The organism is Nonomuraea roseoviolacea subsp. carminata (assembly GCF_024172185.1).
In the GTDB taxonomy this organism is placed as follows: Bacteria; Actinomycetota; Actinomycetes; order Streptosporangiales; family Streptosporangiaceae; genus Nonomuraea; species Nonomuraea roseoviolacea.
Map to the genome: position 1 here is coordinate 8,501,136 of NZ_JAMZEC010000001.1, position 21,737 is coordinate 8,522,872.

Consider the following 21,737-nt stretch of genomic DNA (forward strand, 5'->3'; position numbering starts at 1 on the left):
CGAGCCCCATGGTGCTGGTCGAGAGGAGCATCCACCCCGTCTCCTCCCTGGCCAGGCCGAGCACCGCCTTGACCAGGGCCTCACCCAGCGCCACGCATCCTGCAAGGACCCAGGACGTTCGGCTGGTGAAGACCAGCAGCACCGAGGCCGTGGGCAGGGCGGCGTACGGACCCCACGGGGCACCGAGCACGAGGGTGAGACCGTAGGCGATCACGACCTGGACCAGGACGGCGCACAGGCATGCCCATCGGGGCAGGCGGCGCAGCACGATCGCGAACTGCAGACCGCCTGCCAGGGCGAGCGCGACCGATCCCAGCACCAGCTCACCGGGATGCGGCCGCGAGGTGACCGGAGCACCCGGCGCCAGGGCGAAGACCAGCTGCAGGGCCTTGTAGGCGCACCACAGACCGACGGTAACGAGGAGCAGCGCCGTGAAACGCCGCGGTGGCATGAAGTCGCGGGCCACGCCGACCCCCCCTCCGAGAACCGCCCGAAACTCGCATTATGCAGATCCCATAAGCCTCATGCGCAGTCTGCGCCTCTCGCCATGCGAGCACGTGTCAAGCGCGTGCTATCCGAGGCGAGCTGGACGCTTCGAGGAGCGAGGTAGAGGATTCCCATCCCCAGGGGTGTGCTCATTCCCGCGATGAGTCCGATCACGGACATTCGGTTCATTGGGGCTGGTGCGGGTCACCGACGTCCAGTTGTCGCTGGTCAAGATGTGCTGGGGCGGGGCGGGCGCGGTGGCGCTCATGTTTCAGAAGGTGTTTCAGCTCATGATGGGGGAGGCGATGACGACGGTGACGTCGGCCGGCTCAGGGCCGGTGCGGTAGAGGTGTGGGGCGTCTCCGGCGAAGGCGAGCAGGTCGCCGGGGTGCAGATCGGCGGGGGCGTCGGCGGGTCCGGCGGTGAGGCGGCCGGAGGAGACGAGCAAGTGCTCGATGGTGCCGGTGGCGTGCGGAACCCCGTCCAGGTGCGTGCCGGGAGGCATCCGCAGCCGCCAGATCTCCAAACTGTTGCCGCTGCTGATCCGGCGCAGCAGCTCTCGTCCCACTTCGCCGTCGGCCAGGTCGGTGCCGGGCACGTGCACCGGTCCCGGGTCGATGTCGCGGGCCAGCAGGTCGGTCAGCGGGATGCGCAGGGCGATCGCGAGGGCGTCGAGGGTCTCGATGGTCGGGTTGCCCCGCCCGGCCTCCAACTGCGACAGGGTCGCCTTGCTCAGGCCCGCCCGGCGGGCCAGTTCGGCACTGCTCATGCCGCGTTGCTCGCGGCGCTGGCGGATCTGCGCCCCGACCGCGATCGCGGTGCTGCTGGCGGGCCTGCGCTCGCCTGGCGCGGGAGTCATGACCGCTCCCGGTGGGCGGCACTGTAGGAAACACGGATCCGGCCCTTCTTGACCTTCAGCGTCGCCAGCACGACGTCGGTGAGATCGCCGAGGCTGCGCACGTGGGTTCCTCCGCACGGAGCCGAGTGCAGATCGGCCAGGTGCACGATACGCCGCCCCTCGGTGTCGTTGTCCCAGGTCACGGGCAGGTCCTGAGCGATGGCCTTGGCGGCCTCGGCCCGTATCGCCTCGGTGGCCTCCTCCCGGCCCTGCGGGGTGACCAGGCGTGCGTCGGACTGCGGCGCGGTGAACTCGATCCGGGCCTGGCCGGGGAAGTGGTTGTTCGCGGCCAGCAACCAGCCCTGCGCCCGCCCGGCCGCCTCGATCAGATGACCGGCCGTATGCAGTGCGGCATGCGCGAGACGCCTCGGAAGGTCGATGCGGACCTCGACCGGCTGCCCGAGCGAGAAGACCGGCAGCGTGGCCTCCCCGGAGGCCACGGCCACGACCAGGGCGGAGTCATGGTCCCGCACGGGGGTGATCTCGTGGCCGTCCACCCACCCGCGGTCGGCGGGCTGCCCTCCGCCCTGCGGATGGAACAGACAGTGCTCGACCGCCACCCACGGCGCGCCGTCGCGCTCGCCTAGGGCGATCACCTGGGTATGGGCCTGCTCCTCGTACGTGTCCGCGTGGTAGGCGGGGATCTGCATGACACCCTCACTAGGAAGCTTGATGAACTATACGTTCATTATAGCGAACGAGGGCTGTCTGCCGCTGAAGCACGTCGCTCGGGTGGCGTCAGATGGAGGGTCCAGTTGCGAACCTGCGCACGGTGTGGGTGATGTAGGCAAGATGGTGGCCAGGTCGTCCAGACCGACGGTCCTGCCTTCGGCGGCGGTGTCGTTGGCAGCGTCGGTGAGGTGGCCGAGGCGTGGGCGCGGTGGGTGTTGGGGTCGGCGGTCTGCGGGGTGGCGTGAGGGCATCGATGATGGTGGTGGCATATCTGCGGGTTGATCAGCTTCCGCGCCGTCTTCGAGCCGGTCGCCTGACCGTCACCTCCCCGATGTCGGGGGGCGATGCGCGATCCGGTGGACGAGAGGCACCTGGTGCAGACCGGCGCTGGTGAGGGCGTAGAACACCGGCAGCACGACGAAGATCACCATTCCGGCGAGCGGTGCGACCAGGTACCCGATGAGGCCTGCGGCGGCATAGAGGATGACTCCGACGAGTGCCCGTATCCGCTCGGCGGGGAAGTGCCGCTCACTCGCCTCTTCAGCGAGCAGGTCTGCGCGCCGAGCCAGGTAGTGGAAGAACGCCAGCCAGCTCGCGCACAGCAGTGCACCGATCAGCGCGTAGAAGGCGACGGCCACGCGTTGGTCCTGCTGGTCGTGCTCCTGAAGCGCGTGCGAGACGACGGCGGTCGGGAACGGCAGCAGCGCGGTGGTGAACAGGACGAAGAGGTTCACCCAGTGCAGGCCCCGATCACTCTCCTTGACGCGGTTGAACGCGCCCTTGTGGTTCAGCCAGACGACGGCCACGTAGGTGTACGAGGCGAGATAGGCGGCGTAACTCGGCCACTGCCCCAGCAGCCCCGACAGCAGGTGACCGGGCGGTACTTCCGGCACCCGGAGATCCAGCACGAGCAGCGTGATGACGATGGCGAAGACGGCGTCGCTGAACGCTACGGCCCGGCTGGTGTCCGACCGGGTGCCGATGTCGTCGCTTGGCCTGCTCATGGCCGGTGGCTACCCGCCGCCACCCACGATAACCGGCTCCTCGCAACCGAACCGGTCGTCTTCTCCCGAACGTAACCCCAGCTCAAAGTGGCCCTGGGGTTAGGTCATGGGCGCGGTTCGTGATCGTCACGAGTCGGCATACCGTCGGGTCCCAGCGCGGCCGCCTTCAAGTGTTCTCGACCCGGGGATCGTTCGACGAGTGGGAACCGGAACTGCTGATCGCAGCGTGGACGTTGCTGGATCACCTGGTCAGACCGGAGGTGTCCACGGATGTGACACCAAGCCCGGTTCGCGCGCACGTGCCGCAGCGCGGCCTCGTCTTCGCGTCGCCCAGCAGGTGGGCCGCCGGCCGGCCTCGACAAACCAGGGTCATCCCCCTGCGGGAGGCAGGAGGGGCATGATCTCGGCCGCCGGGCGGGCTGTGTGCAGGCTGAGCAGATCGGCGATCAGGTGGTCCAGAGGCGGCCAAGGAAGGTCTCCATGGTCGTTGTAGAGGCTGACCAGGCCGTGCAGCCCGGTCCAGAGGAGGAGGCCCGCCTGCCATTGCTGCTCCGCCGAGGACGGCCTGCGCCCCCCCTCGGCGGCCGCTGCCAGGGAGGCCGTGACGGCCTCGAGTGGTTCGGCTCCGGCGCCGTGCGCTGACCCCGGGATCAGGTCGTCCGGCATGCGCCCGCCGAAAAGGGTGCGGTAGTGGCCGGGCTGGTCGACTCCCCAGCGTACGTAGGCGGCGCACCGGGCGGCGAGGTCGGCCAGTGGGTTCGGGGCGGACTGCGCGGCTTGGTCCATCAGGCGCGCCAACTCCGCGTAGCGCAGGCGCAGCACGTGCTGGACCAGCGCGCTCAGGTCGGGGAAGTGGCTGTAGATGCTGGCCGGTGCCACCCCGACCTCGCGTGCGACCTGCCGCAGGGTCAGCGTCTCCGGCTGGTCGAGGGTGGACAGCAGCTTTGCCGCGGCGTCCACGAGTTGGGCCTTGAGTACCTGTCCCTGCCCGCGCGGATTACGGCGACGGGGAGCGGACTGCTCCTGCGGCGACACCTTCGCTCCCTTCTGACCAGGCTGAACGATTGAGCGGCAGGAGTTCACCGTACAGCCGGGTCTCGCCTTGACAGCAATAACCAACAGCTGTTTAGTTAACTAACCAACAGTTGTTCAGTCAAGGGATGGATCATCATGCGCATCGCCATACTGGGAGCGTCGGGGCGGACCGGCGGCACGCTCGTGCGTCAAGCGCTGGAGCGGGGGCACGACGTCGTGGGACTGGTCCGGACGCCGGCCGCGTTCGTCGTGCCCGCGCCGCGGCAGGTCGAGGTCCGCAAGGCGGATGTCACCGATCCGCGGACCTTCCCCGACCTGGCCGACGTCGACGTGACCGTCTCCGCCATCGGCATCGCCAAGGGCGACGGTCCGGGCGCACTGGTCGCCGGAGCCAGGGTGCTCGCGGCGTCCGGCGTCCGCACGGTGTGGCTCGGCGCGCTGGGCTCGGGCGTGTCAAGCCGGTCGGGCGGGCTGATCTACGCGGGGGTGATGCGGATGTTCGTCGGCTCGGAACTGGCCGAGAAGGCCGAGGCCGACCAGATCGCGCTCGCCGCCGGCGCCACGGTCTTCCACGCCCCGGACGTCACCGACGGCCCCCTCAGTTCCACCGGCCGCATCGTGCCTTTGGCGGAACTGCGGCGCCCCCTGCTCCCGCCCCGGATCTCCCGAGCCACGCTGGCCTCCCTGCTGCTGGACGAGGCGGAGACGAACAAGCACGGCGGCGGAATCGCCGTACCCCTCAGCTAGCCCTCGGCTGACACGACGTTCGGAACAAGACCGCCCGGGCGAATCAGCTGTCGCCCGGCGCGAGAAACCGCGCCGAAAGGACACCACGAGCGACTTCGCCGACAAAATCGGACTCGTGACGGGCACGGGCAGCGGCATCGGCCGCGCGGCGGCGATCGAGCCGGCTCGGCAGGGCGCCATCGTCGCCGTCACCGACATCGACGAGGCCACAGCGGCCGAGACCACCGAAATGCTGAGGAAGGACGGCGGAGAGGCACAGGTGCTGCCCGCCCTGCGCAGCCGCAGCCGCAGCCGCGGCGGCGGCGCGATCGTCGACGTCGCCTCCAACGACGGCCTGTACGCGATCCCGACCGCCCCCGCCTACGTGGCCGCCAAGAAAGGGTCGCGGCCGGCACCGACATGATCGCGATGCAGGCGGCGATCACCCCGCTCGGCCGGTGGCCACATCGGAGGAGGCGGCCGCAGCCGCGGTCTGGCTCTTCTGGCACCGCGTCGCCGTACCCACTGATCAGCAACTTCTCCGAGAGGGAGGGAGACCGGCCCTTTCTCTCGTACTTTGTCTGCCCCCCGGTACCGCTGGCCTGGCTGCCCCGGGACAGCAAGGTCGTGGCCGAACGCCCGCCGCGCAAGGGCGACACGAGCACCCACGAACCCCGCCACACCAGCAGCCGCAGCGGCGAAGACCAAGATGGTGGATCTTCAGTGGAGATCCGACTGGACCTGGGTCAGTCGATGCCTTCGACGATGCGGAAGTCGCGCTCGAAGCCGTCGGGGAGGGCGACCAGCGCCTTCTGGTATGCCTCGCTCTCGTATGCCGCGACGGCCTGTTCAAAGCTGTCGAACTCGACCAGAACGACGCGTTGCGTGATTCCGGCCTCATGGGCGACGACTCGACCGCCACGGGACAGGACGCGCCCGCCCCCGGCCTGGACAGCCGGACGGGCCAGCTTGTTGTACGCGGTCAGCCCCTCAGGGTCGGTAATGGCGGGGTAGACACTGACCCAGTAGCCCTTAGCCATGGAAACCTCCTGCGTTCGGCCGGACACGTCCGACTTCGCCTTGGCACTCAGATCGATCGATCCCGGCGACGGGTACTGCGGTCAGTTGAATGGTCATATGCGCAGGTTAGGGCTTGATGTGCGGTCGAGGGAAAGATCAGTGCGGGATAGACTCAGAACGGATCGTTATCAATCGGCAGGAGGGCGCGTGGCGCCGGATACGGTGAGCCTGCGGTACTTCCTGGTGCTGGCGCAGGAGTTGAACTTCACCCGCGCGGCCGCACGGATCGGTATCGCACAGCCCGCACTCAGCGCCCGGATGCGCCGATTGGAGGCGGAACTCGGTACGGCCCTGCTGGTCCGTAACACGCGTAGCGTCGTATTGACCACAGCCGGTGCGGCTTTGGCGGAGTCCGCGCCACCCGCGCTGGCGGCGCTGGACCGGGCGTGGGACACCGCCCGGAGCGCGGCGGCCGGTGAACTGGGCACGCTGCGCATCGGATACAGCCTCAGCGCCGGGGCCGAGACGGCACCGGCCCTGGTGGACAGGCTGATTCTTGGCAACAGCGGACTCGAGGTCGGCGCGGTCCCGATGGCGACACCGGAGATCTCCCCTGCGGTCGCCGACGGCCGCATCGATGCCGGGATCACCCGCGGTGAACAGCCGGGCCGTGGCGTGCGCCGGTTCCTGCTGCGGCGTATGCGCATCGGGGTCCAACTGGCGCAGCACCATCCGCTGGCCGAACACCCGGAGATCGAGATCGCCGACGCGGCCGCGTATCCGCTGCGACTCCCGGACCGTGCGGCCAACCCCGTGATCCACGATCAGTTGTCCGCGCTGTTCCGAGACACCCGACCACGCCCCCGGTTCCACACGCCCGCAGTCTCCTTCGACATGTCTCAGCGCGACCTGCGCGACGGGGTCACCCTCGCCCCGGCCGGAGAAGCCGCGGTCGCGGCATCACCGGCCGGTCTCACCTGGCGACCGCTGCGGGGCGCGCCCAGCTTGACGTTTCACCTGGTCCTCCCGCGCGAGCAGTCGCCGCTGCACCGCCGCATCCGTGCCGTCGCCAGAACCCTGGCGCACGAGCTGCACTGGCTGCCGGACTGACGCGCGAGAGGCCAAGCGAGACGGACGTCTGCGATGGCGAGGCCGAAGACCTTGCGCGCGGATGACTTCGCGGTGATGACGACGACGGCGGTCTTGCCGAGGGGGCGAACCGACAGGATGGCGTCGGCGCCGCCGCTTGATGAGCCGGTCCACGCGCATGGCTGCGACGACCTGGAGGTGGACACCTCCGTGTGGGGACCGGCGGAGGTCGCCAAGCTGATCATTTCCGCTCTGGTGGAACCGCCGGTGGTCTCGTCCTTCGCTGGACTGCGTCTGCGCATGTCAGGAGGACAGCAGGTGCCGGCCGGCCGGCTGCCCCCTGACTCGAACACGCGTCAGCCGGGCGCATCCCCGCCCGGGATCGGCTCAGCTCCAGATGAACGACTGGTTGTAGTCGCCGTGGCACCTCCACGTCTGGATCGGGGTGCCGTTGTGCGGGCGTTCCGTGGTGTGCAGCCTGACTCTCGCGTCGACACACTTGTTGTTCATGTGGCTGCGGATGGTGCGGTAGCCGGACTTGCTGTACTTGGAACCGCCCAGGTACCACTGCTGGTTCGAGTTCCCGCTGCACTTCCACATCTGCATGACGGCGGCGTTCTTGCCGCTGAAGTCCTTGATGTCGAGGCACTTGCCGTTGAGCATGCTGCGGATGCTGCCGTCTCCGCCCATGGTCCAGAGCTGGTTGGCGTTGTGGTTGCACTTCCACAGCTGCACTGTGGCCGCGTTCTTGCCGTTGAAGTCCTTGACGTCCAGACAGAGGTCATAGTTGGCCAGCTTGAGCCGCTTGCCGGTGGACGCCTCGGCCGGCGTGGCCATGAGCGCAGCCCCCGAAGCGACCACGGCGAGCACCGTGCCGAGCTTCACCAGCAGGTTTCTTGTCATCTTGGTCCCCGTCTCCTCAGCGAGTGATGATCTCTTCCTGCATGAGATGCCGCGCGTTAAGCATTGGTTCATGGAGGATTGCGGAACTCGTTCATGTCGCCTGCCGAGGTGATGGGGGAGCGGGCGCTGCGGATTGCCGTGTAAGCGTCCGGGCCCCGGTAGGTGAAGGCGAGCACGCCCGGGCAGACGATGAGGTGGTGGCGCTCGCGTTCGCGCGCGATGACGTGCCCGATCGCCGCGTGACCACGGCGAAAAGCCCCGGACCATATCGAGCAGGCCAGGCTCGCCTACGAGCGGGCTGTCTACGCCGGTGACCACGCCGGGTTGCCCGCGGCGGAGCGAGAGCTGGACAAGGTCGAGGCCGATCTGGCGCTGGCGCGGGGCCGGATCCTGCACGCGCGGTTCCTGGAGGACCGCAGCGAGGATCCTCGTGAGCTGGCCTTGGTGGACCGCGCGGCACGCCTCTATCGGGCGCTCGGCGACGTGGCCGGCGAGGCCGAGGCGCTGTTCTGGGTGGGATGCGTCCACCAGGTCATCCGGGGCGATGCCGAGGCCGCGATCCCGCTGTTCGAACAGTCCCGCAAGCTGGCGCTACAGGTCGGCGACCTGGGGATCCAGGCCGAGGCGCTTCGCCACCTGGGCATCGCCGACCACGCCGCGGGCCGGTTGGAGGGCGCGCGGGAGCACCTGGAGGAGTCGGTCCGGCTGCGCCGGCGGATGGGGTTCTGGGCGGGAGTCGCGGCCGATCAGGTCGGCCTGATCTACATCGCCGCGGCGCAGGGCCGCCTGGACGACGCGCTGGCGCTGGCGGAGGAGGCCCGTGCGACCGCCGGGGCCTGCGGCGCCGAGCGCATCGCGCGCCAGATCGAGGAGGCGAGGGCGCGGCTCCGGACCCCTGGTGACGAGGACACATAGGGCCCCGCTCCGGGGCGCCGAGCGGCTGGGCGATCGTCAGGCGGCGTCGAGGGCTCCGGTGATCTTGCGGGCCATGTCGGCCAGGGTGGGGCTGGGCTCGCCCTTCGGGGCCTGGGCGGATGCCTCGGTGGCGACGATGACGGTGCGGCGGAAGTTGTCGGCCTCCGCCGGGTCGTGCTGCTTGAGCAGGGTCATGGATGCCGTCAGAGCCGGCAGCACCTGGTCGGCGAGTTCGGCCACGCTCCTGCCGTACTTCACACCCTTCGGCGCCTTGGTCAGCACGTGCCCGACCAGGCCGGTCGCGGAGATCAGGGCGACGGAGCCCCTGGTGGCGACCTTGTGCGCCGAGTCGGCGGCGCCCGCGGCGGACATCAGCGAGACGGCGCCCCACGCGGCGATCCGCAGGGTGAGCTTGTCCTGCTCGGTGAGGGTGATCGACATGGCGGTGTGCTCCTTCGAGCCTGCTACGGGATTCGGATGGAAGGGCGGCGGCTGCTGGATCGCGGCCACCGCTCATGCATCCACGATCACCGACTGCGCTGATACCGGGCCGTCACTGTGCTGACACCACCCCTGACGCCGCGGCCGATCAGTCGCGATGCTCGACGAGGCGGGTGAGCAGGTCGATCAGGTGCCGCCGGTCGGCCGCGGGCAGCGGGGCCAGGAACTCCTCCTGAGCCGCGGCGATCAGCCGGTCGAGGTCGCCGAGGAACGTCCGGCCCTCGGCGGTGATGGTGACGACGTTGCGCCGGCGGTCTTCCGGGTCGGGCGCGCGTTCCAGGAGGTGCCGCTCGGCGAGGTCGTTGACGGTCGCCACCATGTCGCTGCGGTCGATGCCGGTACGGCGGCCGAGGGCGGCCTGGCTGGCCGGGCCGTACTCCTCCAGCGCGGCGAGCAGGGCGTAGTGGTAGCGCCGGACGCCGGCCTGGGCGAGCGCCCGATCCACGATCCGGTTGGCGGTCATCGCCGCGTGGTTGGTCAGCCTGCTCGGCAGCATGCGCAGCCGCTCCGGCGGCGGTCCCTCTGGCGTTTCCACGGGGCAAATCTAGCAACTCGTTGGCCGTACCCACGATTTCCTGTACCGTTGGCCGAACCAACGTTGGTCAGTCCAACATTAGAGGAGGAGATCCCCTTGAGCACCGACGTCGACACGAAGTCCGACACGCCGGCCCTCCGCACCCCCACGGGCGTCTGGACCGGGGTGACGCACCACGACGACCGGACCGGCTCCTTCACCGTCTCCTTCGCCCCCGACGGCACCGTCGCGCTGCGCACCCCCCGCGGGGTGGGCGTCGGCGTCTGGAGCGCCGACGGGCCGGGCCGCTTCTCCTACGAGCTCACCGAGATCCCCGCCCCGGAGGAGGACCACCCGAGCCCCAGGCGGATCCACGTCGAGGCTCACCTGGAAGGACCCGCCTACCAGGGCACTGTCCAGGTGCGCACCCCGACGGGGGCCACCACCTCGGTGGAGCTCACCGCGGACCGCGTCGCGGGTGAGCCGGCCGCCTGGCACGACGTGGTGAGCCTGGGCGCGTCGATCCGGGGCCGCACGCTCCTCCCCGGGGACGACGGCTTCGAGCAGGCGTGCTCGGGCTGGCTGCTGACGGTCGAGCACCGGCCCGCGGCGGTCGTGGTCGCCGCCGACGCCGACGACGTGGCCGCCGCCGTCCGGTTCGCGGCCGAGGCGGGACGACCTGTCGCCGTGCAGTCGACCGGGCACGGCAAGTCGGTGCCCGCCGACGGAGCCGTGTTCGTCGCCACCGGCGAGCTGCGCGAGCTGTCGGTGGACCCGCGTGCCGGCACCGCGCGGATCGGTGCCGGGCTGCGGTGGGACGAGGTGATCGGCGCGGCGGCCGAGCACGGCCTCGCGCCGCTGTGCGGCTCCTCCGGCCAGGTCGGGGTGATGGGCTTCCTGACGGGCGGCGGCCTCCCGCTGACCGGCCGCACGTACGGCTTCGCCGCCGACCGCGTCCGCTCGCTCGACGTCGTCACCGCCGACGGGCTGCTGCGCACCGTCTCACCCACCCAGGAGCCGGACCTGTTCTGGGCGGTACGGGGCGGCAAGAGCAACTTCGGCATCGTGGTCGCGGCCGAGATCGAGCTGCTCCCGCTGCGCTCCCTCTACGGAGGTCGGCTCCACTACCCGGTCGAGAACCGCGAGCACGCCGCCCACGTGCTCCGCTCCTACCTGGCCTGGGCCAAGGAGCAGCCGGAGGAGATGTCGTCGTCGGTGACGCTGCTGCGCTTCCCCGACGCGCCGCAACTGCCCGAGGAGCTCCGCGGCCGCTCGCTCCTGCTGGTCCTGCTGGTCTACCTGGGGGAGGAGGAGCGGGGCGCCCGGCTGATGGAGCCGCTGCGCGCGCTCGGCCCGGAGAAGGACACCTGCGCGGCCATGCCGTACGCGCGGATCACCGAGATCCACCAGGACCCCCGTAACCCGGTCATGACGCACCTGCGCAGCGCGCTGCTCACCGAGCCGGACGACGAGGCCGTGGCGGAGCTGGTCTCGTTCATCGACCCCGCGAAGCCCGGTGGGCCGTTCCCCGGCATCGAGCTGCGCCATCTCGGCGGGGCGCTGGACCGGCCGCCCGGCCGCCCGCACGCGGTCAGCACCCAGGGCGCGGCCTTCCACCTGTGGCTGCGGATGCCGGCGCCGCCCGATCAGGCCGACGCGGTCCGCCGGGCCGCCGACGAGGTGCTGGCGCGGCTGCGCCGTTGGGACACCGGCGCGATGCTGCCGGGATTCCTGTTCGACCACGACTCGGCTCCCGAACGGGTCAGGCGAGCCTACACCGAGGCGGACCACCGGCGGCTGAGCGCGGTGAAGGCGGCGTACGACCCGAACCACCTTTTCCGCATCAACCACACCATCCCGCCGGCGCAGGACGTCGGGGCGAGCATCGACAGGTGACGGCCGCTCAGGCACGCAGCAGTTGCCGCACCCGGGCGGCCTCCCGGGTGAGGTGGTCGCGTTCCGGCACGCTGGTCGCGGCGCGGGCGGCCTCGGCGTACAAGTCGGCGGCGCGTTCGAGGTCACCGTCGCGCTCGTGCAGGTACGCCGTCACCGCGGCGTAACGGGGCAGGTCCGGGCGCACGTCGGCGAGCGCCGCCAGGCCGGCCCGCGGTCCGTCGGCCTCCCCGACGGCCACCGCCCGGTTGAGCCGCACCACCGGGCTGCCGGTCAGGGCCAGCAGTTCGTCGTACCACTCCACGATCTGCACCCAGTCCGTCTCGGCGGCGCTGGGGGCGTCCGCGTGCAGGGCGGCGATCGCGGCCTGCGCCTGGTACTCGCCCAGCCGGTCGCGGGCCAGCGCGGCCTGCAGGATCGCCACCCCCTCGCTGATCAGGCGGGTGTCCCAGCGCGAACGGTCCTGCTGCGCGAGGGGCACCAGGCGGCCTGCCGGGTCCGTGCGGGACGCGCGGCGCGCGTGGTGCAGCAGCATGAGCGCCAGCAGCCCGGCCGCCTCGGGCTCGCCCGTCAGGGCGAAGAGCTGGCGGGTGAGGCGGATCGCCTCGGCCGCCAGGTCGACATCACCGCCGTACCCCTCGTTGAAGACGAGGTAGAGCACCCGCAGCACCGTCCCGAGATCGCCGGCCTGGTCGAGCGGCAGCCCCGCGATCCGCCGCTTGGCCCGGCTGATCCGCTGCGCCATGGTCGCCTCGGGGACGAGGTACGCCGCCGCGATCTGCCGCGTGGTCAGGCCGCCGACCGCGCGCAGCGTCAGGGCGACGGCCGAGCCCTGCGGCAGGCTCGGGTGCGCGCACAGGAAGTACAGCCGCAGCGTGTCGTCCGTGGCGGGGGCGGGACCGGCGGGCGGCTCGGTCTCCACGGTGAGCTCCCGCCCCCGCCGCGACGCCTCGGCGCGGGCGGCGTCGAGGAACTTGCGCCACGCGACCGCGACGAGCCACGCCTTCGGGTCACGCGGCGGGTCGTCCGGCCAGGTCTCCAGGGCCCGGATCAGGGACTCCTGCACGGCGTCCTCGGCCGAGGCGAAGTCGGCTCCGCGCCGGACGAGGACGCCGATCACCGCGGGCACGAGCTCCCGCAGCAGGGACTCGTTCACTCGGCGCCCGTGGCCGTGTGGGTGAGGAAGGGCCGGACCTCGAGCCACTCGTGGATCGGCTTGCCGCCGGCTCCGGGAGCGGCGGACAGCTCGCCGGCGAGCTGGACCGCGCGGTCCCAGGACTCCACGTCGATGATCATCCAGCCGGCGATGAGGTCCTTGGTCTCGGCGAACGGGCCGTCGGTCACCGGCGGGCGCCCCTCGCCGTCGTAGCGGACGAACGTGCCCTCGGGCGCCAGCGCCTGGCTGTCGACGAACTCGCCCGTCTCCTCCAGGCGGGCCGCGAAGTCGCGCATGTACTGCACGTGCGCGTCGACCTCCTCCGGAGTCCACTGGTCCATCGGCGCCCAGTCGACGGCGGGGTCCGGGCCGCCTCGGTAGTGCTTCAGCAGCAGGTACTTCATGGTGGTTCTCCTTCGTCGTCTCATCGGTCGCGCGGCCCGTCGTGGTCGCTCGCACCCCTGGGACGGAGCCGGCGCCGCGTTCTCGACATCCGGAAGCCCGCCGATTGGCAGAAACCTAGTCCGGCCGTTCCGCCGCGTCGAGGTGGGCGCCGCCATGCCGCGTTCGCCTCGCGACCGGCGCCCTCATCGGCGTGTCGAGCGTTCCGGAGGACGGCGCCCACGCAGCAGCCGGTCGCCGAGCAGGACCGCGCACGACCCGGCGGTCAGCAGCCCGCCGGCGAGGAAGGTGCCCCGCACCCCGGAGAGCGGCAGGACCAGCGCCCCCAGCGCGGCGCCGGCCGCGATGCCGGCGTTGTAGGCGCCGGAGTTCGCCGCCAGGGCGATGTCGGTGCGGCCCGGCGCGCAGTGCAGCATCGCGTTCTGGGTGGTCATGAACACCGGTCCGAGCGCGCCGCCCATCAGGGTCAGGAACACCACCGCCGCCGCCTGATGAGCGCCGAACGCGTACAGGCCGAGCATGCCCACCGCCTGCGTGGCCACGGCGGCGGCCGGCGCGGACCGCGGAAAGCGGTCCAGGAACGCGCCCGTGATGCTCACTCCGGCCAGACAGGCGACACCGAACACCACGAACAGGACGCTGACCGTGCCCGGGGCGAACCCGCTCACATCACCCAGGAACGCCACGATGTAGGTGTATCCGGCGAACGCTCCGGTGGCGGACAGGGCTCCGGCCGCCAGCACCGTGCCGAACCGCCGTACGTCGGGACTGGCCGCATAGGCGGCGGGCTCTTCCTCCGGGCGCGACGTCGGCAGCCAGAGCGCGATCGTCACCAGGGAGACGAGCCCCAGAGCCGCCGGCACGGCGATGGCCACCTGCCAGCCGCTCTGCCGGCCCAGCCAGGTCCCGGCGGGAACGCCGAGCACGAGAGCGAGCGAACCGGCGACGGACAACGCCCCCACCACACGGCCCCGGACCTCCGGCGCGAACAGGCCCACCGCGACCGGCCCCATCACGGCCCAGAACAGCGCCTGGGCGAGCGCGGTCAGCAGCCGGGCCCCGAGGAGCACCCCGTAGGAGGTCGCCAGCGCCGCGACGACACTGGACACCACGAGCGCCCCCAGGAGCCCCGTGAGCACATGACGCCGGGGCACCGACCGCACGAGGTGAGCGATCGGCACGGACGCGACGGCCACCGTCACGCCGTAACCGGTGACCAGGAGACCGACCGCCGAAAGGGAGACCCGGAGGTCGGCGGACATGAGCCCCAGGAGGCCGACCGGCAGGTTCTCCGCGGTGTTGAAGGTGAGGGCGGCCAGCATCAGGGCGCCCAGCACCGCCCGGCTGCGCCATGGCGCCGGCGGCCGGCCGATCGTGCGGCTTCCTTCCCGCTCTCGCCCGTCACGCCTGCTCATGGCACTTCTCATGCGGGTACCCCACCAGCCTCGTCAGCGGATCACAACCGAATTCAGCCGTCACGTCCGCCCTGCGCTCGTTCCCCGGCACGAGCCGGGGCCGGATCGCAGGCTGCTCGCCGCTGGGGGGCCGATCGGATGCCGGCCGACAGCCGGCATCCGATCGCGTCAGGGCGGGGGATGACGACTCGGCTCAGAGCGCGGCCTGCAGGTCGGCCCGGCCCTGGGCCTGCGCCGACAGGTCCTGCCAGTCGGCCCAGGTCTTGAGCCGGTCGGCATACGCCTGCTGGATCATCGACTGGAAGCCCTGGCCGAACAGGACCCGCAGCGGCGGGTTGTCGGAGTCGACCAGCTTGAGCAGCGCTTGGGCGGCGGCGGAGGGGTCGCCGGCGGGCTGCTTGCCGGCAATGGCGCCGAGCCGCTGGCGCAGGGGGTCGTAGGCGGGGTCGGGTGCGGCGACGTGGCCGTTGTCGAGCGGGTTGGGGTTCTTGCCGTCGCGGGTGGCGAAGCCGCCGGGCTCGATGATGGTGACTTTGACGCCGAAGTCGGCGACTTCGCCGGCCAGGGCCTCGTTGAGGCCTTCCAGGGCCCATTTGGAGGCGTGGTAGGCGCCGCCGAGCGGCAGCGCGATCAGGCCGGCGGCCGAGGAGAGCTGGATGATGTGCCCTGAGCGCTGCTCGCGCAGGTGGGGGAGCACGGCCTGGATGACCCACACGGCGCCGAACAGGTTGGTCTCCATCTGCTCGCGCAGTTCGTGTTCGGTGAGTTCCTCGATCGCGCCGATCTGGGCGTAGCCGGCGTTGTTGACGATGACGTCGAGCCGGCCGAAGTGCTCGACGGCCCGCTTGACGGCCTCGCCGACGGCGCTCTTGTCGGTCACGTCCATCGCCAGAGGCAGTACCTGGTCGCCGTAGGCGGCGGCCAGGTCGTCCAGGCTCGTGGTGGTGCGGGCGGTGGCGGCCACCCGGTCACCGCGCGACAGGGCGGCCTGCACGAACTGGCGGCCGAGGCCGCGGGAGGAGCCGGTGACGAACCAGACCTTGCTCATGACTCTTTCCATTCCGTTGACGTGTTGATCCGCCGGATGCGGCCAATCATCGATACGGCACGTGCCGTGCCGTCACAGAGTGGACCACCGCGTTCGCCGGTGTCAACACGGCACGTGCCGTTCCGTTAAGCTGGCGGCATGACCGACAACCGCGCCGCCCGCGCCGACGACCGAACCGCGGCGATCATGCAGGCCACCCTCGACCTGGCCCGCGAGCTCGGGTACGCCAAGCTCACCATCGAGGCGGTGGCGGCCCGCGCCGGCGTCGGCAAGCACACCGTCTACCGCCGCTGGTCCTCGCGGGGCCTGCTGTTCCTCGACGCCGTCCTCAGCCTCGACACCGCGGGCCTGCGGCACCGCGACACCGGCGACATCGTGGCCGATCTGCGCGAGGTCATGACCAGGGCCGCCGACCTGCTGGGCCGGCCGCCATGGGGCCCGCTGTACCAGGACCTCATCGGCGAGGCGCAGCACGATCCCGAGGTCGCCGCCGCGCTCAACCGGCGGTTCATCGAGCCCCAGACCGCCGACACCCTGGCCCGCCTGAGGGCCGCCAAGGACCAGGGGCAACTCGCTCCCGACTTCGACCTGGACCTGGCGTTCGAGATCCTGTCCGGCCCCTTGTACTTCCGGCTGCTCGTCACCCAGCAGCCGGTGACGCACGACCACATCGACCGCGTCCTCCAAGCGGTCTTCGCCGGAATGGGTCCCGGAGCCCGAACGACGCCGGCTTCCTGACGCGTCGAGCGCGTCGGGGGGCTCCCGGCGCTTCCAGGGCGTTTCGTGCGACTCGCTTGACGATTCCGAGGTGAGCGTGCGATCCTGGCTACGGGATCGAGGGTTGACAATTTATATATGCGTGGACATTCGTCTCTCTTTTGCTTTATGCTGCCCTTCCACGCTTGTCCTCGACGTCCCACTCCTCCGCATTGACGGTGATGTCGTCGGGCGCGCGTGTAGCCATCCGCTGCGAGCCCTCGGAAGGACATCTGTTGGCAGCCTCGCGCAATGCCTCCGCCATACCCGCCGGTCCCCGTCGCGTCTCTTTCTCGCGCATCCAGGAGCCCCTCGAAGTTCCTGACCTCCTCGCCGTGCAGACCGAGTCCTTCGACTGGCTGCTCGGCAACGAGAAGTGGAAGGCCCGGGTGGAGGCGGCTCGCCAGGCCGGTCGCAAGGACGTCCCGACCCAGTCGGGCCTCGAAGAGATCTTCGAAGAGATCAGTCCGATCGAGGACTTCTCGGGGACCATGTCCTTGTCGTTCCGCGACCACCGGTTCGAGCCGCCCAAGTACTCAGTCGATGAGTGCAAGGACAAGGACATGACCTTCTCCGCCCCGATGTTCGTGACGGCGGAGTTCATCAATAACACCACCGGTGAGATCAAGAGCCAGACGGTGTTCATGGGCGACTTCCCGCTCATGACGCCGAAGGGGACGTTCGTCATCAACGGCACCGAGCGTGTCGTGGTCTCCCAGCTGGTCCGCTCGCCCGGTGTGTACTTCGAGCGCACGGCCGACAAGGCCACCGACAAGGACCTGTACGGCTGCAGGGTGATCCCGTCGCGGGGCGCCTGGCTCGAGTTCGAGATCGACAAGCGCGACAGCGTCGGTGTGCGCATCGACCGCAAGCGCAAGCAGCCGGTCACCGTGCTTCTCAAGGCGCTGGGGTGGACCAGCGATCAGATCCTGGAGCGCTTCGGCCAGTACGAGTCCATGCGGGCCACCCTGGAGAAGGACCACACGGCCGGCCAGGACGACGCGCTGCTCGACATCTACCGCAAGCTGCGGCCGGGCGAGCCGCCGACCAAGGAGTCGGCGCAGACCCTGCTGGAGAACCTCTACTTCAACCCCAAGCGGTACGACCTCGCCAAGGTGGGTCGCTACAAGATCAACAAGAAGCTCGGGGTCGCCAGTGAGATCACGCAGGGCACGCTGACCGAGGACGACATCGTCGCCACGATCGAGTACCTCGTGCGCCTGCACGCGGGCGAGGACAGGATGCCGGGCGCGGACAGCGAGGTGATCGTCGAGGTCGACGACATCGACCACTTCGGCAACCGCCGTCTGCGCAGCGTCGGCGAGCTGATCCAGAACCAGGTCCGGCTGGGCCTGGCCCGCATGGAGCGGGTCGTGCGCGAGCGCATGACCACGCAGGACGTCGAGGCGATCACGCCGCAGACCCTGATCAACATCCGCCCGGTCGTGGCGTCGATCAAGGAGTTCTTCGGCACCTCGCAGCTGTCGCAGTTCATGGACCAGATCAACCCGCTGGCCGGGCTGACGCACAAGCGGCGGCTGAACGCGCTGGGCCCCGGCGGTCTGTCGCGGGAACGCGCGGGTTTCGAGGTGCGTGACGTGCACCCGTCCCACTACGGGCGGATGTGCCCGATCGAGTCGCCCGAGGGTCCGAACATCGGCCTGATCGGTTCGCTGGCCTCCTACGGCCGGCTCAACGCGTTCGGTTTCGTGGAGACGCCGTACCGCAAGGTCGTCGACGGCAGGGTGACCGATCAGATCGACTACCTGACGGCCGATGAGGAGGACCGCTACGTCAAGGCGCAGGCCAACACGGCGCTCAACCCCGACGGGTCGTTCGCCGAGGCCCGTGTCCTGGTGCGCACCAAGGGCGGTGAGACCGAGCTGGCCCGTGCCGAGGAGGTCGACTACATCGACGTGTCGCCGCGTCAGATGGTGTCGGTGGCCACCGCGATGATCCCGTTCCTGGAGCACGACGACGCCAACCGCGCGCTCATGGGCTCCAACATGCAGCGCCAGTCGGTGCCGCTGCTCAAGAGCGAGGCGCCGCTGGTCGGCACCGGCATGGAGTACCGTGCCGCGACCGACGCCGGTGACGTGATCAGCGCGGAGAAGGCCGGTGTGGTCGAGGAGGTCTCGGCCGACTACGTCACGGTCATGAACGACGACGGCACCCGTACGACGTATCGGGTGGCGAAGTTCAAGCGCTCCAACCAGGGCACCAGCTTCAACCAGAAGCCGATCGTGGCCGAGGGTGACCGGGTCGAGGTCAACCAGGTCATCGCCGACGGGCCGTGCACCGACAACGGTGAGATGGCGCTGGGCAAGAACCTCCTGGTGGCGTTCATGCCGTGGGAGGGCCACAACTACGAAGACGCGATCATCCTGTCCCAGCGGCTGGTGCAGGACGACGTGCTGTCCTCGATCCACATCGAGGAGCACGAGGTCGACGCCCGTGACACCAAGCTGGGCCCGGAGGAGATCACCCGGGACATCCCCAACGTGTCGGAGGAGGTCCTGGCCGATCTCGACGAGCGGGGCATCATCCGCATCGGCGCCGAGGTCGCGCCCGGTGACATCCTGGTGGGCAAGGTCACGCCGAAGGGTGAGACCGAGCTGACGCCGGAGGAGCGGCTGCTGCGCGCGATCTTCGGTGAGAAGGCGCGTGAGGTGCGTGACACCTCGCTGAAGGTGCCGCACGGTGAGCAGGGCAAGGTCATCGGCGTGCGGGTGTTCTCCCGTGAGGAGGGCGACGAGCTGCCGCCGGGGGTCAACGAGCTGGTGCGCGTGTACGTGGCGCAGAAGCGGAAGATCACCGACGGTGACAAGCTGGCCGGCCGGCACGGCAACAAGGGCGTCATCTCCAAGATCCTGCCGGTGGAGGACATGCCGTTCCTGGAGGACGGCACGCCGGTCGACATCATCCTCAACCCGCTGGGCGTGCCCGGCCGGATGAACGTCGGCCAGGTGCTGGAGACCCACCTCGGCTGGATCGCCGCACGCGGCTGGGACATCAGCGGGGTGGACGAGGCGTGGGCCCAGCGGCTGCGCGAGAAGGGCTTCGAGCACGTCGAGCCGCGCACCAACGTCGCCACCCCCGTCTTCGACGGCGCCAGCGAGAAGGAGATCATCGGCCTGCTCGACAACACCCTCGTCAACCGCGACGGCGAGCGGCTCGTGATGCCCGGCGGCAAGGCCCGGCTGTTCGACGGCCGCTCCGGCGACCCGTTCCCGTATCCCATCGCCGTGGGCTACATCTACATCCTCAAGCTGCTGCACCTGGTCGACGACAAGATCCACGCCCGGTCGACCGGTCCGTACTCCATGATCACCCAGCAGCCGCTCGGCGGTAAGGCCCAGTTCGGTGGCCAGCGCTTCGGTGAGATGGAGGTGTGGGCGCTGGAGGCCTACGGCGCCGCCTACGCCCTGCAGGAGCTGCTGACCATCAAGTCCGACGACGTCCTGGGCCGCGTGAAGGTCTACGAGGCCATCGTCAAGGGCGAGAACATTCCCGAGCCCGGCATCCCCGAGTCCTTCAAGGTCCTCATCAAGGAGATGCAGTCGCTGTGCCTCAACGTCGAGGTGCTCTCCAGCGACGGCATGTCCATCGAGATGCGCGACACCGACGAGGACGTCTTCCGCGCGGCGGAGGAACTCGGCATCGATCTGTCGCGGCGCCCCAACGAAGGGGCGATGAACGTCGAGGAGATCTGACGCCCGGCGGTCGTCCTCCCGCCGTCATGGCGGGAGGACGACCGCGGGGGCAGGCCAGGCCGGCACTCACGCCCTTCGGGGATGTCTCACCAGGCGATGGGGCCGAGGCGATCGACGAAGGTCCCGGTCGGCCCGTCAGGGGCGAGGGTCGCGAGCTCGATGATCGGATCACTGCCCTCGGTGACCGTCAGCTCGCCCGTGCGGACGTTCATGTCGGTGGCGGTGAACCTGCCGCCGGCGACCTCGCCGGGGGTCACGGCGTCGCGTGAGCCGAGGAAGACCCTCCAGCCCCGTTCCCCGAGCCTGCGCGCCGTCTCGTAGCCCAGGCCCTTGTTCGCTCAAGTGATCAATACCGAGGTCATGTCTCTCCCTAGTGGAGCGGCTGGACGAGCGCTTTCGCGGCGGTCGCGTCCGGCGCGCCGGCCAGGCGGCGCCTGCGCTTGGGCAGGCCGTAGGTGGGGTGCGAGGCGGCCCACAGCGACACCCTGAGGATGCCCGTCTTGATCCGTGCGGGCGCCCGGCCGCCCTGGTACGCCGGCTTGGCCTGCCCCTCCCCGTCGACCATCTGCAGGATCGCGTCCCGCCGCCCGAGGCTGATGTGGTTGTACGTGTAGACCAGCCTGGTCTTCGCGACCTTGCGGCTGGTCAGGCGTCCCACGATCGTCTCGACGGCCTGCATGCCGGTGTAGCCGGCCGACGCGCAGGACATCGGCATCGGCCGGCCGTTGTCGCCGATGGCGTGGGCGCTGTCGCCGACGGCGTAGACGTTCGGGTGCGAGACCGACCGCATGGCGCGATCGACGACGATCTGCCCGTTCGGGGTGACCTCCAGTCCGCCATTGGCGGCGACGGGGGTGACCGCGAACCCGGCCGTCCACACGGTCGCGTCGGACGCCAGGGCGGTGCCGTCGGCGCACAGCACCCGCGTCGCTTCGACGGCTTCGACGCGGGTGCGCTCCAGGACGGTGACGCCCAGCCGGTCGCAGGCCCGGCGCAGGTGGCCGCGGGCTCCGGCGGAGAGCCGGGCGCCCAGCTCGCCGCGGGCGACGAGCGTCACCGACAGGCCGGGCCGGCCTTCGGCGATCTCGGTGGCGGTCTCGATGCCGGTCAGCCCGTCGCCGACGACCACCACGCTCCCGCCCTCGCCCCGCCGGTCCAGGCCGTCCAGGCGCTCGCGCAGGCGCAGCGCCGAGGGCCGGGCGGCGACGTCGAAGGCGTGCGCGGCCACGCCGGGGACGGCCTCGACGTCACCATGACTGCCGAGCGCGTAGACGAGCGTGTCGTAGCCGAGCTCGCCGTCACCGCTGGTACCGGCCACGGTGACGACCTGGCGCTCGGGGTCGACCGCGGTGACGCGGGCCAGGCGCAACCGTATCCCCGTGCCGGCGAAGACGTCGGCGAGGTGCGGAGCCTCGATGGTCCGGCCGGCCGCGAGCTGGTGCAGCCGCATGCGCTGGACGAAGTCCGGCACGGCGTTGACCACGGTGATCTCGGTGTCCTTCGGGGACAGCCGGCGGGCCAGGTTTCCGGCCACGTAGGTCCCGGCATAGCCGGCGCCGAGGATGAGGATGCGGTGCTTCACGTGCTGCTC

Annotated in this window: 21 protein-coding genes; 7 read left to right on the forward strand and 14 right to left on the reverse strand. The window is 70.4% G+C overall.

The features are described 5' to 3' along the window. Positions 1 to 769 precede the first annotated feature (769 nt). The 4 genes from HD595_RS39420 to HD595_RS39435 form a co-directional block, all read right to left on the reverse strand. Positions 770 to 1,345, reverse strand: a complete 576-nt coding sequence (locus HD595_RS39420) for a helix-turn-helix domain-containing protein (RefSeq protein WP_253778374.1) — start codon at positions 1,343 to 1,345, stop codon at positions 770 to 772. Continuing rightward, positions 1,342 to 2,034 (reverse strand): alanyl-tRNA editing protein, encoded by a 693-nt coding sequence (locus HD595_RS39425; RefSeq protein ID WP_253778375.1) that lies wholly within the window; start codon positions 2,032 to 2,034, stop codon positions 1,342 to 1,344. Before HD595_RS39425 ends, HD595_RS39420 begins: the two co-directional genes overlap by 4 nt. Positions 2,035 to 2,376: 342 nt before the next feature. Then, the gene (locus tag HD595_RS39430) at positions 2,377 to 3,060 is read right to left on the reverse strand and encodes a TMEM175 family protein (protein WP_253778377.1); all 684 of its coding nucleotides are present in this window, start codon (positions 3,058 to 3,060) and stop codon (positions 2,377 to 2,379) included. 369 nt (positions 3,061 to 3,429) lie between these two features. Next, positions 3,430 to 4,095: a TetR/AcrR family transcriptional regulator gene (locus HD595_RS39435; RefSeq protein WP_253778379.1), complete on the reverse strand. Its 666-nt coding sequence runs from the start codon at positions 4,093 to 4,095 to the stop codon at positions 3,430 to 3,432. A 135-nt stretch (positions 4,096 to 4,230) separates the two neighbouring features. Here HD595_RS39435 and HD595_RS39440 point away from each other — a divergent pair, with 135 nt between their 5' ends. Together HD595_RS39440 and HD595_RS39445 are read left to right on the forward strand one after the other, a co-directional pair. After that, a complete protein-coding gene (locus tag HD595_RS39440) occupies positions 4,231 to 4,842 on the forward strand; it encodes an NAD(P)-dependent oxidoreductase (RefSeq protein ID WP_253778381.1) in 612 nt (203 codons plus the stop codon). A 115-nt stretch (positions 4,843 to 4,957) separates the two neighbouring features. Next, on the forward strand, positions 4,958 to 5,245 hold the full coding sequence (locus HD595_RS39445; RefSeq protein WP_253778383.1) for an SDR family NAD(P)-dependent oxidoreductase: 288 nt from the start codon (positions 4,958 to 4,960) through the stop codon (positions 5,243 to 5,245). 322 nt (positions 5,246 to 5,567) lie between these two features. Here the strand turns inward: HD595_RS39445 and HD595_RS39450 are convergent, their stop codons facing one another. Continuing rightward, on the reverse strand, positions 5,568 to 5,861 hold the full coding sequence (locus tag HD595_RS39450) for a DUF1330 domain-containing protein (RefSeq protein ID WP_253778385.1): 294 nt from the start codon (positions 5,859 to 5,861) through the stop codon (positions 5,568 to 5,570). 187 nt (positions 5,862 to 6,048) lie between these two features. Between HD595_RS39450 and HD595_RS39455 the strand changes: the two genes are divergently transcribed. Beyond that, positions 6,049 to 6,951, forward strand: a complete 903-nt coding sequence (locus tag HD595_RS39455) for a LysR family transcriptional regulator (RefSeq protein ID WP_253778387.1) — start codon at positions 6,049 to 6,051, stop codon at positions 6,949 to 6,951. Between the two features lie 366 nt (positions 6,952 to 7,317). On the opposite strand, the gene HD595_RS39460 is transcribed toward HD595_RS39455, so the two are convergent. After that, complete coding sequence (locus tag HD595_RS39460; protein ID WP_253778389.1) at positions 7,318 to 7,833, reverse strand: RICIN domain-containing protein; 516 nt, start codon at positions 7,831 to 7,833, stop codon at positions 7,318 to 7,320. 324 nt (positions 7,834 to 8,157) lie between these two features. Here HD595_RS39460 and HD595_RS39465 point away from each other — a divergent pair, with 324 nt between their 5' ends. Continuing rightward, positions 8,158 to 8,748, forward strand: a complete 591-nt coding sequence (locus HD595_RS39465; protein ID WP_253778391.1) for a tetratricopeptide repeat protein — start codon at positions 8,158 to 8,160, stop codon at positions 8,746 to 8,748. 36 nt (positions 8,749 to 8,784) lie between these two features. On the opposite strand, the gene HD595_RS39470 is transcribed toward HD595_RS39465, so the two are convergent. After that, positions 8,785 to 9,189: a hypothetical protein gene (locus HD595_RS39470; RefSeq protein ID WP_253778393.1), complete on the reverse strand. Its 405-nt coding sequence runs from the start codon at positions 9,187 to 9,189 to the stop codon at positions 8,785 to 8,787. Positions 9,190 to 9,337: 148 nt separating this feature from the next. Next, on the reverse strand, positions 9,338 to 9,784 hold the full coding sequence (locus HD595_RS39475; RefSeq protein ID WP_308211330.1) for a MarR family winged helix-turn-helix transcriptional regulator: 447 nt from the start codon (positions 9,782 to 9,784) through the stop codon (positions 9,338 to 9,340). Between the two features lie 96 nt (positions 9,785 to 9,880). On the opposite strand from HD595_RS39475, the gene HD595_RS39480 reads away from it, so the two are divergent. After that, positions 9,881 to 11,659 carry an FAD-binding oxidoreductase gene (locus HD595_RS39480; protein WP_253778395.1) on the forward strand — a complete coding sequence of 593 codons (1,779 nt, stop codon included), beginning with the start codon at positions 9,881 to 9,883 and terminating at the stop codon, positions 11,657 to 11,659. A gap of 7 nt (positions 11,660 to 11,666) precedes the next feature. Here HD595_RS39480 and HD595_RS39485 read toward each other — a convergent pair whose 3' ends face one another. The 4 genes from HD595_RS39485 to HD595_RS39500 all read right to left on the reverse strand — a co-directional run bounded on the left by HD595_RS39485 (position 11,667) and on the right by HD595_RS39500 (position 15,677). Then, on the reverse strand, positions 11,667 to 12,812 hold the full coding sequence (locus HD595_RS39485; RefSeq protein ID WP_253778397.1) for an RNA polymerase sigma factor: 1,146 nt from the start codon (positions 12,810 to 12,812) through the stop codon (positions 11,667 to 11,669). Next, complete coding sequence (locus HD595_RS39490) at positions 12,809 to 13,216, reverse strand: YciI family protein (RefSeq protein WP_253778399.1); 408 nt, start codon at positions 13,214 to 13,216, stop codon at positions 12,809 to 12,811. Before HD595_RS39490 ends, HD595_RS39485 begins: the two co-directional genes overlap by 4 nt. A 183-nt stretch (positions 13,217 to 13,399) precedes the next feature. Next, positions 13,400 to 14,629 (reverse strand): MFS transporter, encoded by a 1,230-nt coding sequence (locus HD595_RS39495; RefSeq protein ID WP_253778401.1) that lies wholly within the window; start codon positions 14,627 to 14,629, stop codon positions 13,400 to 13,402. Positions 14,630 to 14,822: 193 nt separating this feature from the next. Beyond that, positions 14,823 to 15,677, reverse strand: a complete 855-nt coding sequence (locus HD595_RS39500; RefSeq protein WP_253778403.1) for an SDR family NAD(P)-dependent oxidoreductase — start codon at positions 15,675 to 15,677, stop codon at positions 14,823 to 14,825. 138 nt (positions 15,678 to 15,815) lie between these two features. Between HD595_RS39500 and HD595_RS39505 the strand changes: the two genes are divergently transcribed. Further along, positions 15,816 to 16,415 carry a TetR/AcrR family transcriptional regulator gene (locus tag HD595_RS39505; RefSeq protein WP_253778404.1) on the forward strand — a complete coding sequence of 200 codons (600 nt, stop codon included), beginning with the start codon at positions 15,816 to 15,818 and terminating at the stop codon, positions 16,413 to 16,415. A gap of 254 nt (positions 16,416 to 16,669) precedes the next feature. Next, positions 16,670 to 20,146 (forward strand): DNA-directed RNA polymerase subunit beta, encoded by a 3,477-nt coding sequence (gene rpoB, locus HD595_RS39510; protein ID WP_253778405.1) that lies wholly within the window; start codon positions 16,670 to 16,672, stop codon positions 20,144 to 20,146. Between the two features lie 86 nt (positions 20,147 to 20,232). Here rpoB and HD595_RS39515 read toward each other — a convergent pair whose 3' ends face one another. Together HD595_RS39515 and HD595_RS39520 are read right to left on the reverse strand one after the other, a co-directional pair. Beyond that, positions 20,233 to 20,403 carry a Rossmann-fold NAD(P)-binding domain-containing protein gene (locus HD595_RS39515; RefSeq protein ID WP_253778406.1) on the reverse strand — a complete coding sequence of 57 codons (171 nt, stop codon included), beginning with the start codon at positions 20,401 to 20,403 and terminating at the stop codon, positions 20,233 to 20,235. A 113-nt stretch (positions 20,404 to 20,516) separates the two neighbouring features. Continuing rightward, complete coding sequence (locus tag HD595_RS39520) at positions 20,517 to 21,728, reverse strand: NAD(P)/FAD-dependent oxidoreductase (protein ID WP_253778407.1); 1,212 nt, start codon at positions 21,726 to 21,728, stop codon at positions 20,517 to 20,519. Positions 21,729 to 21,737: the final 9 nt, after the last annotated feature.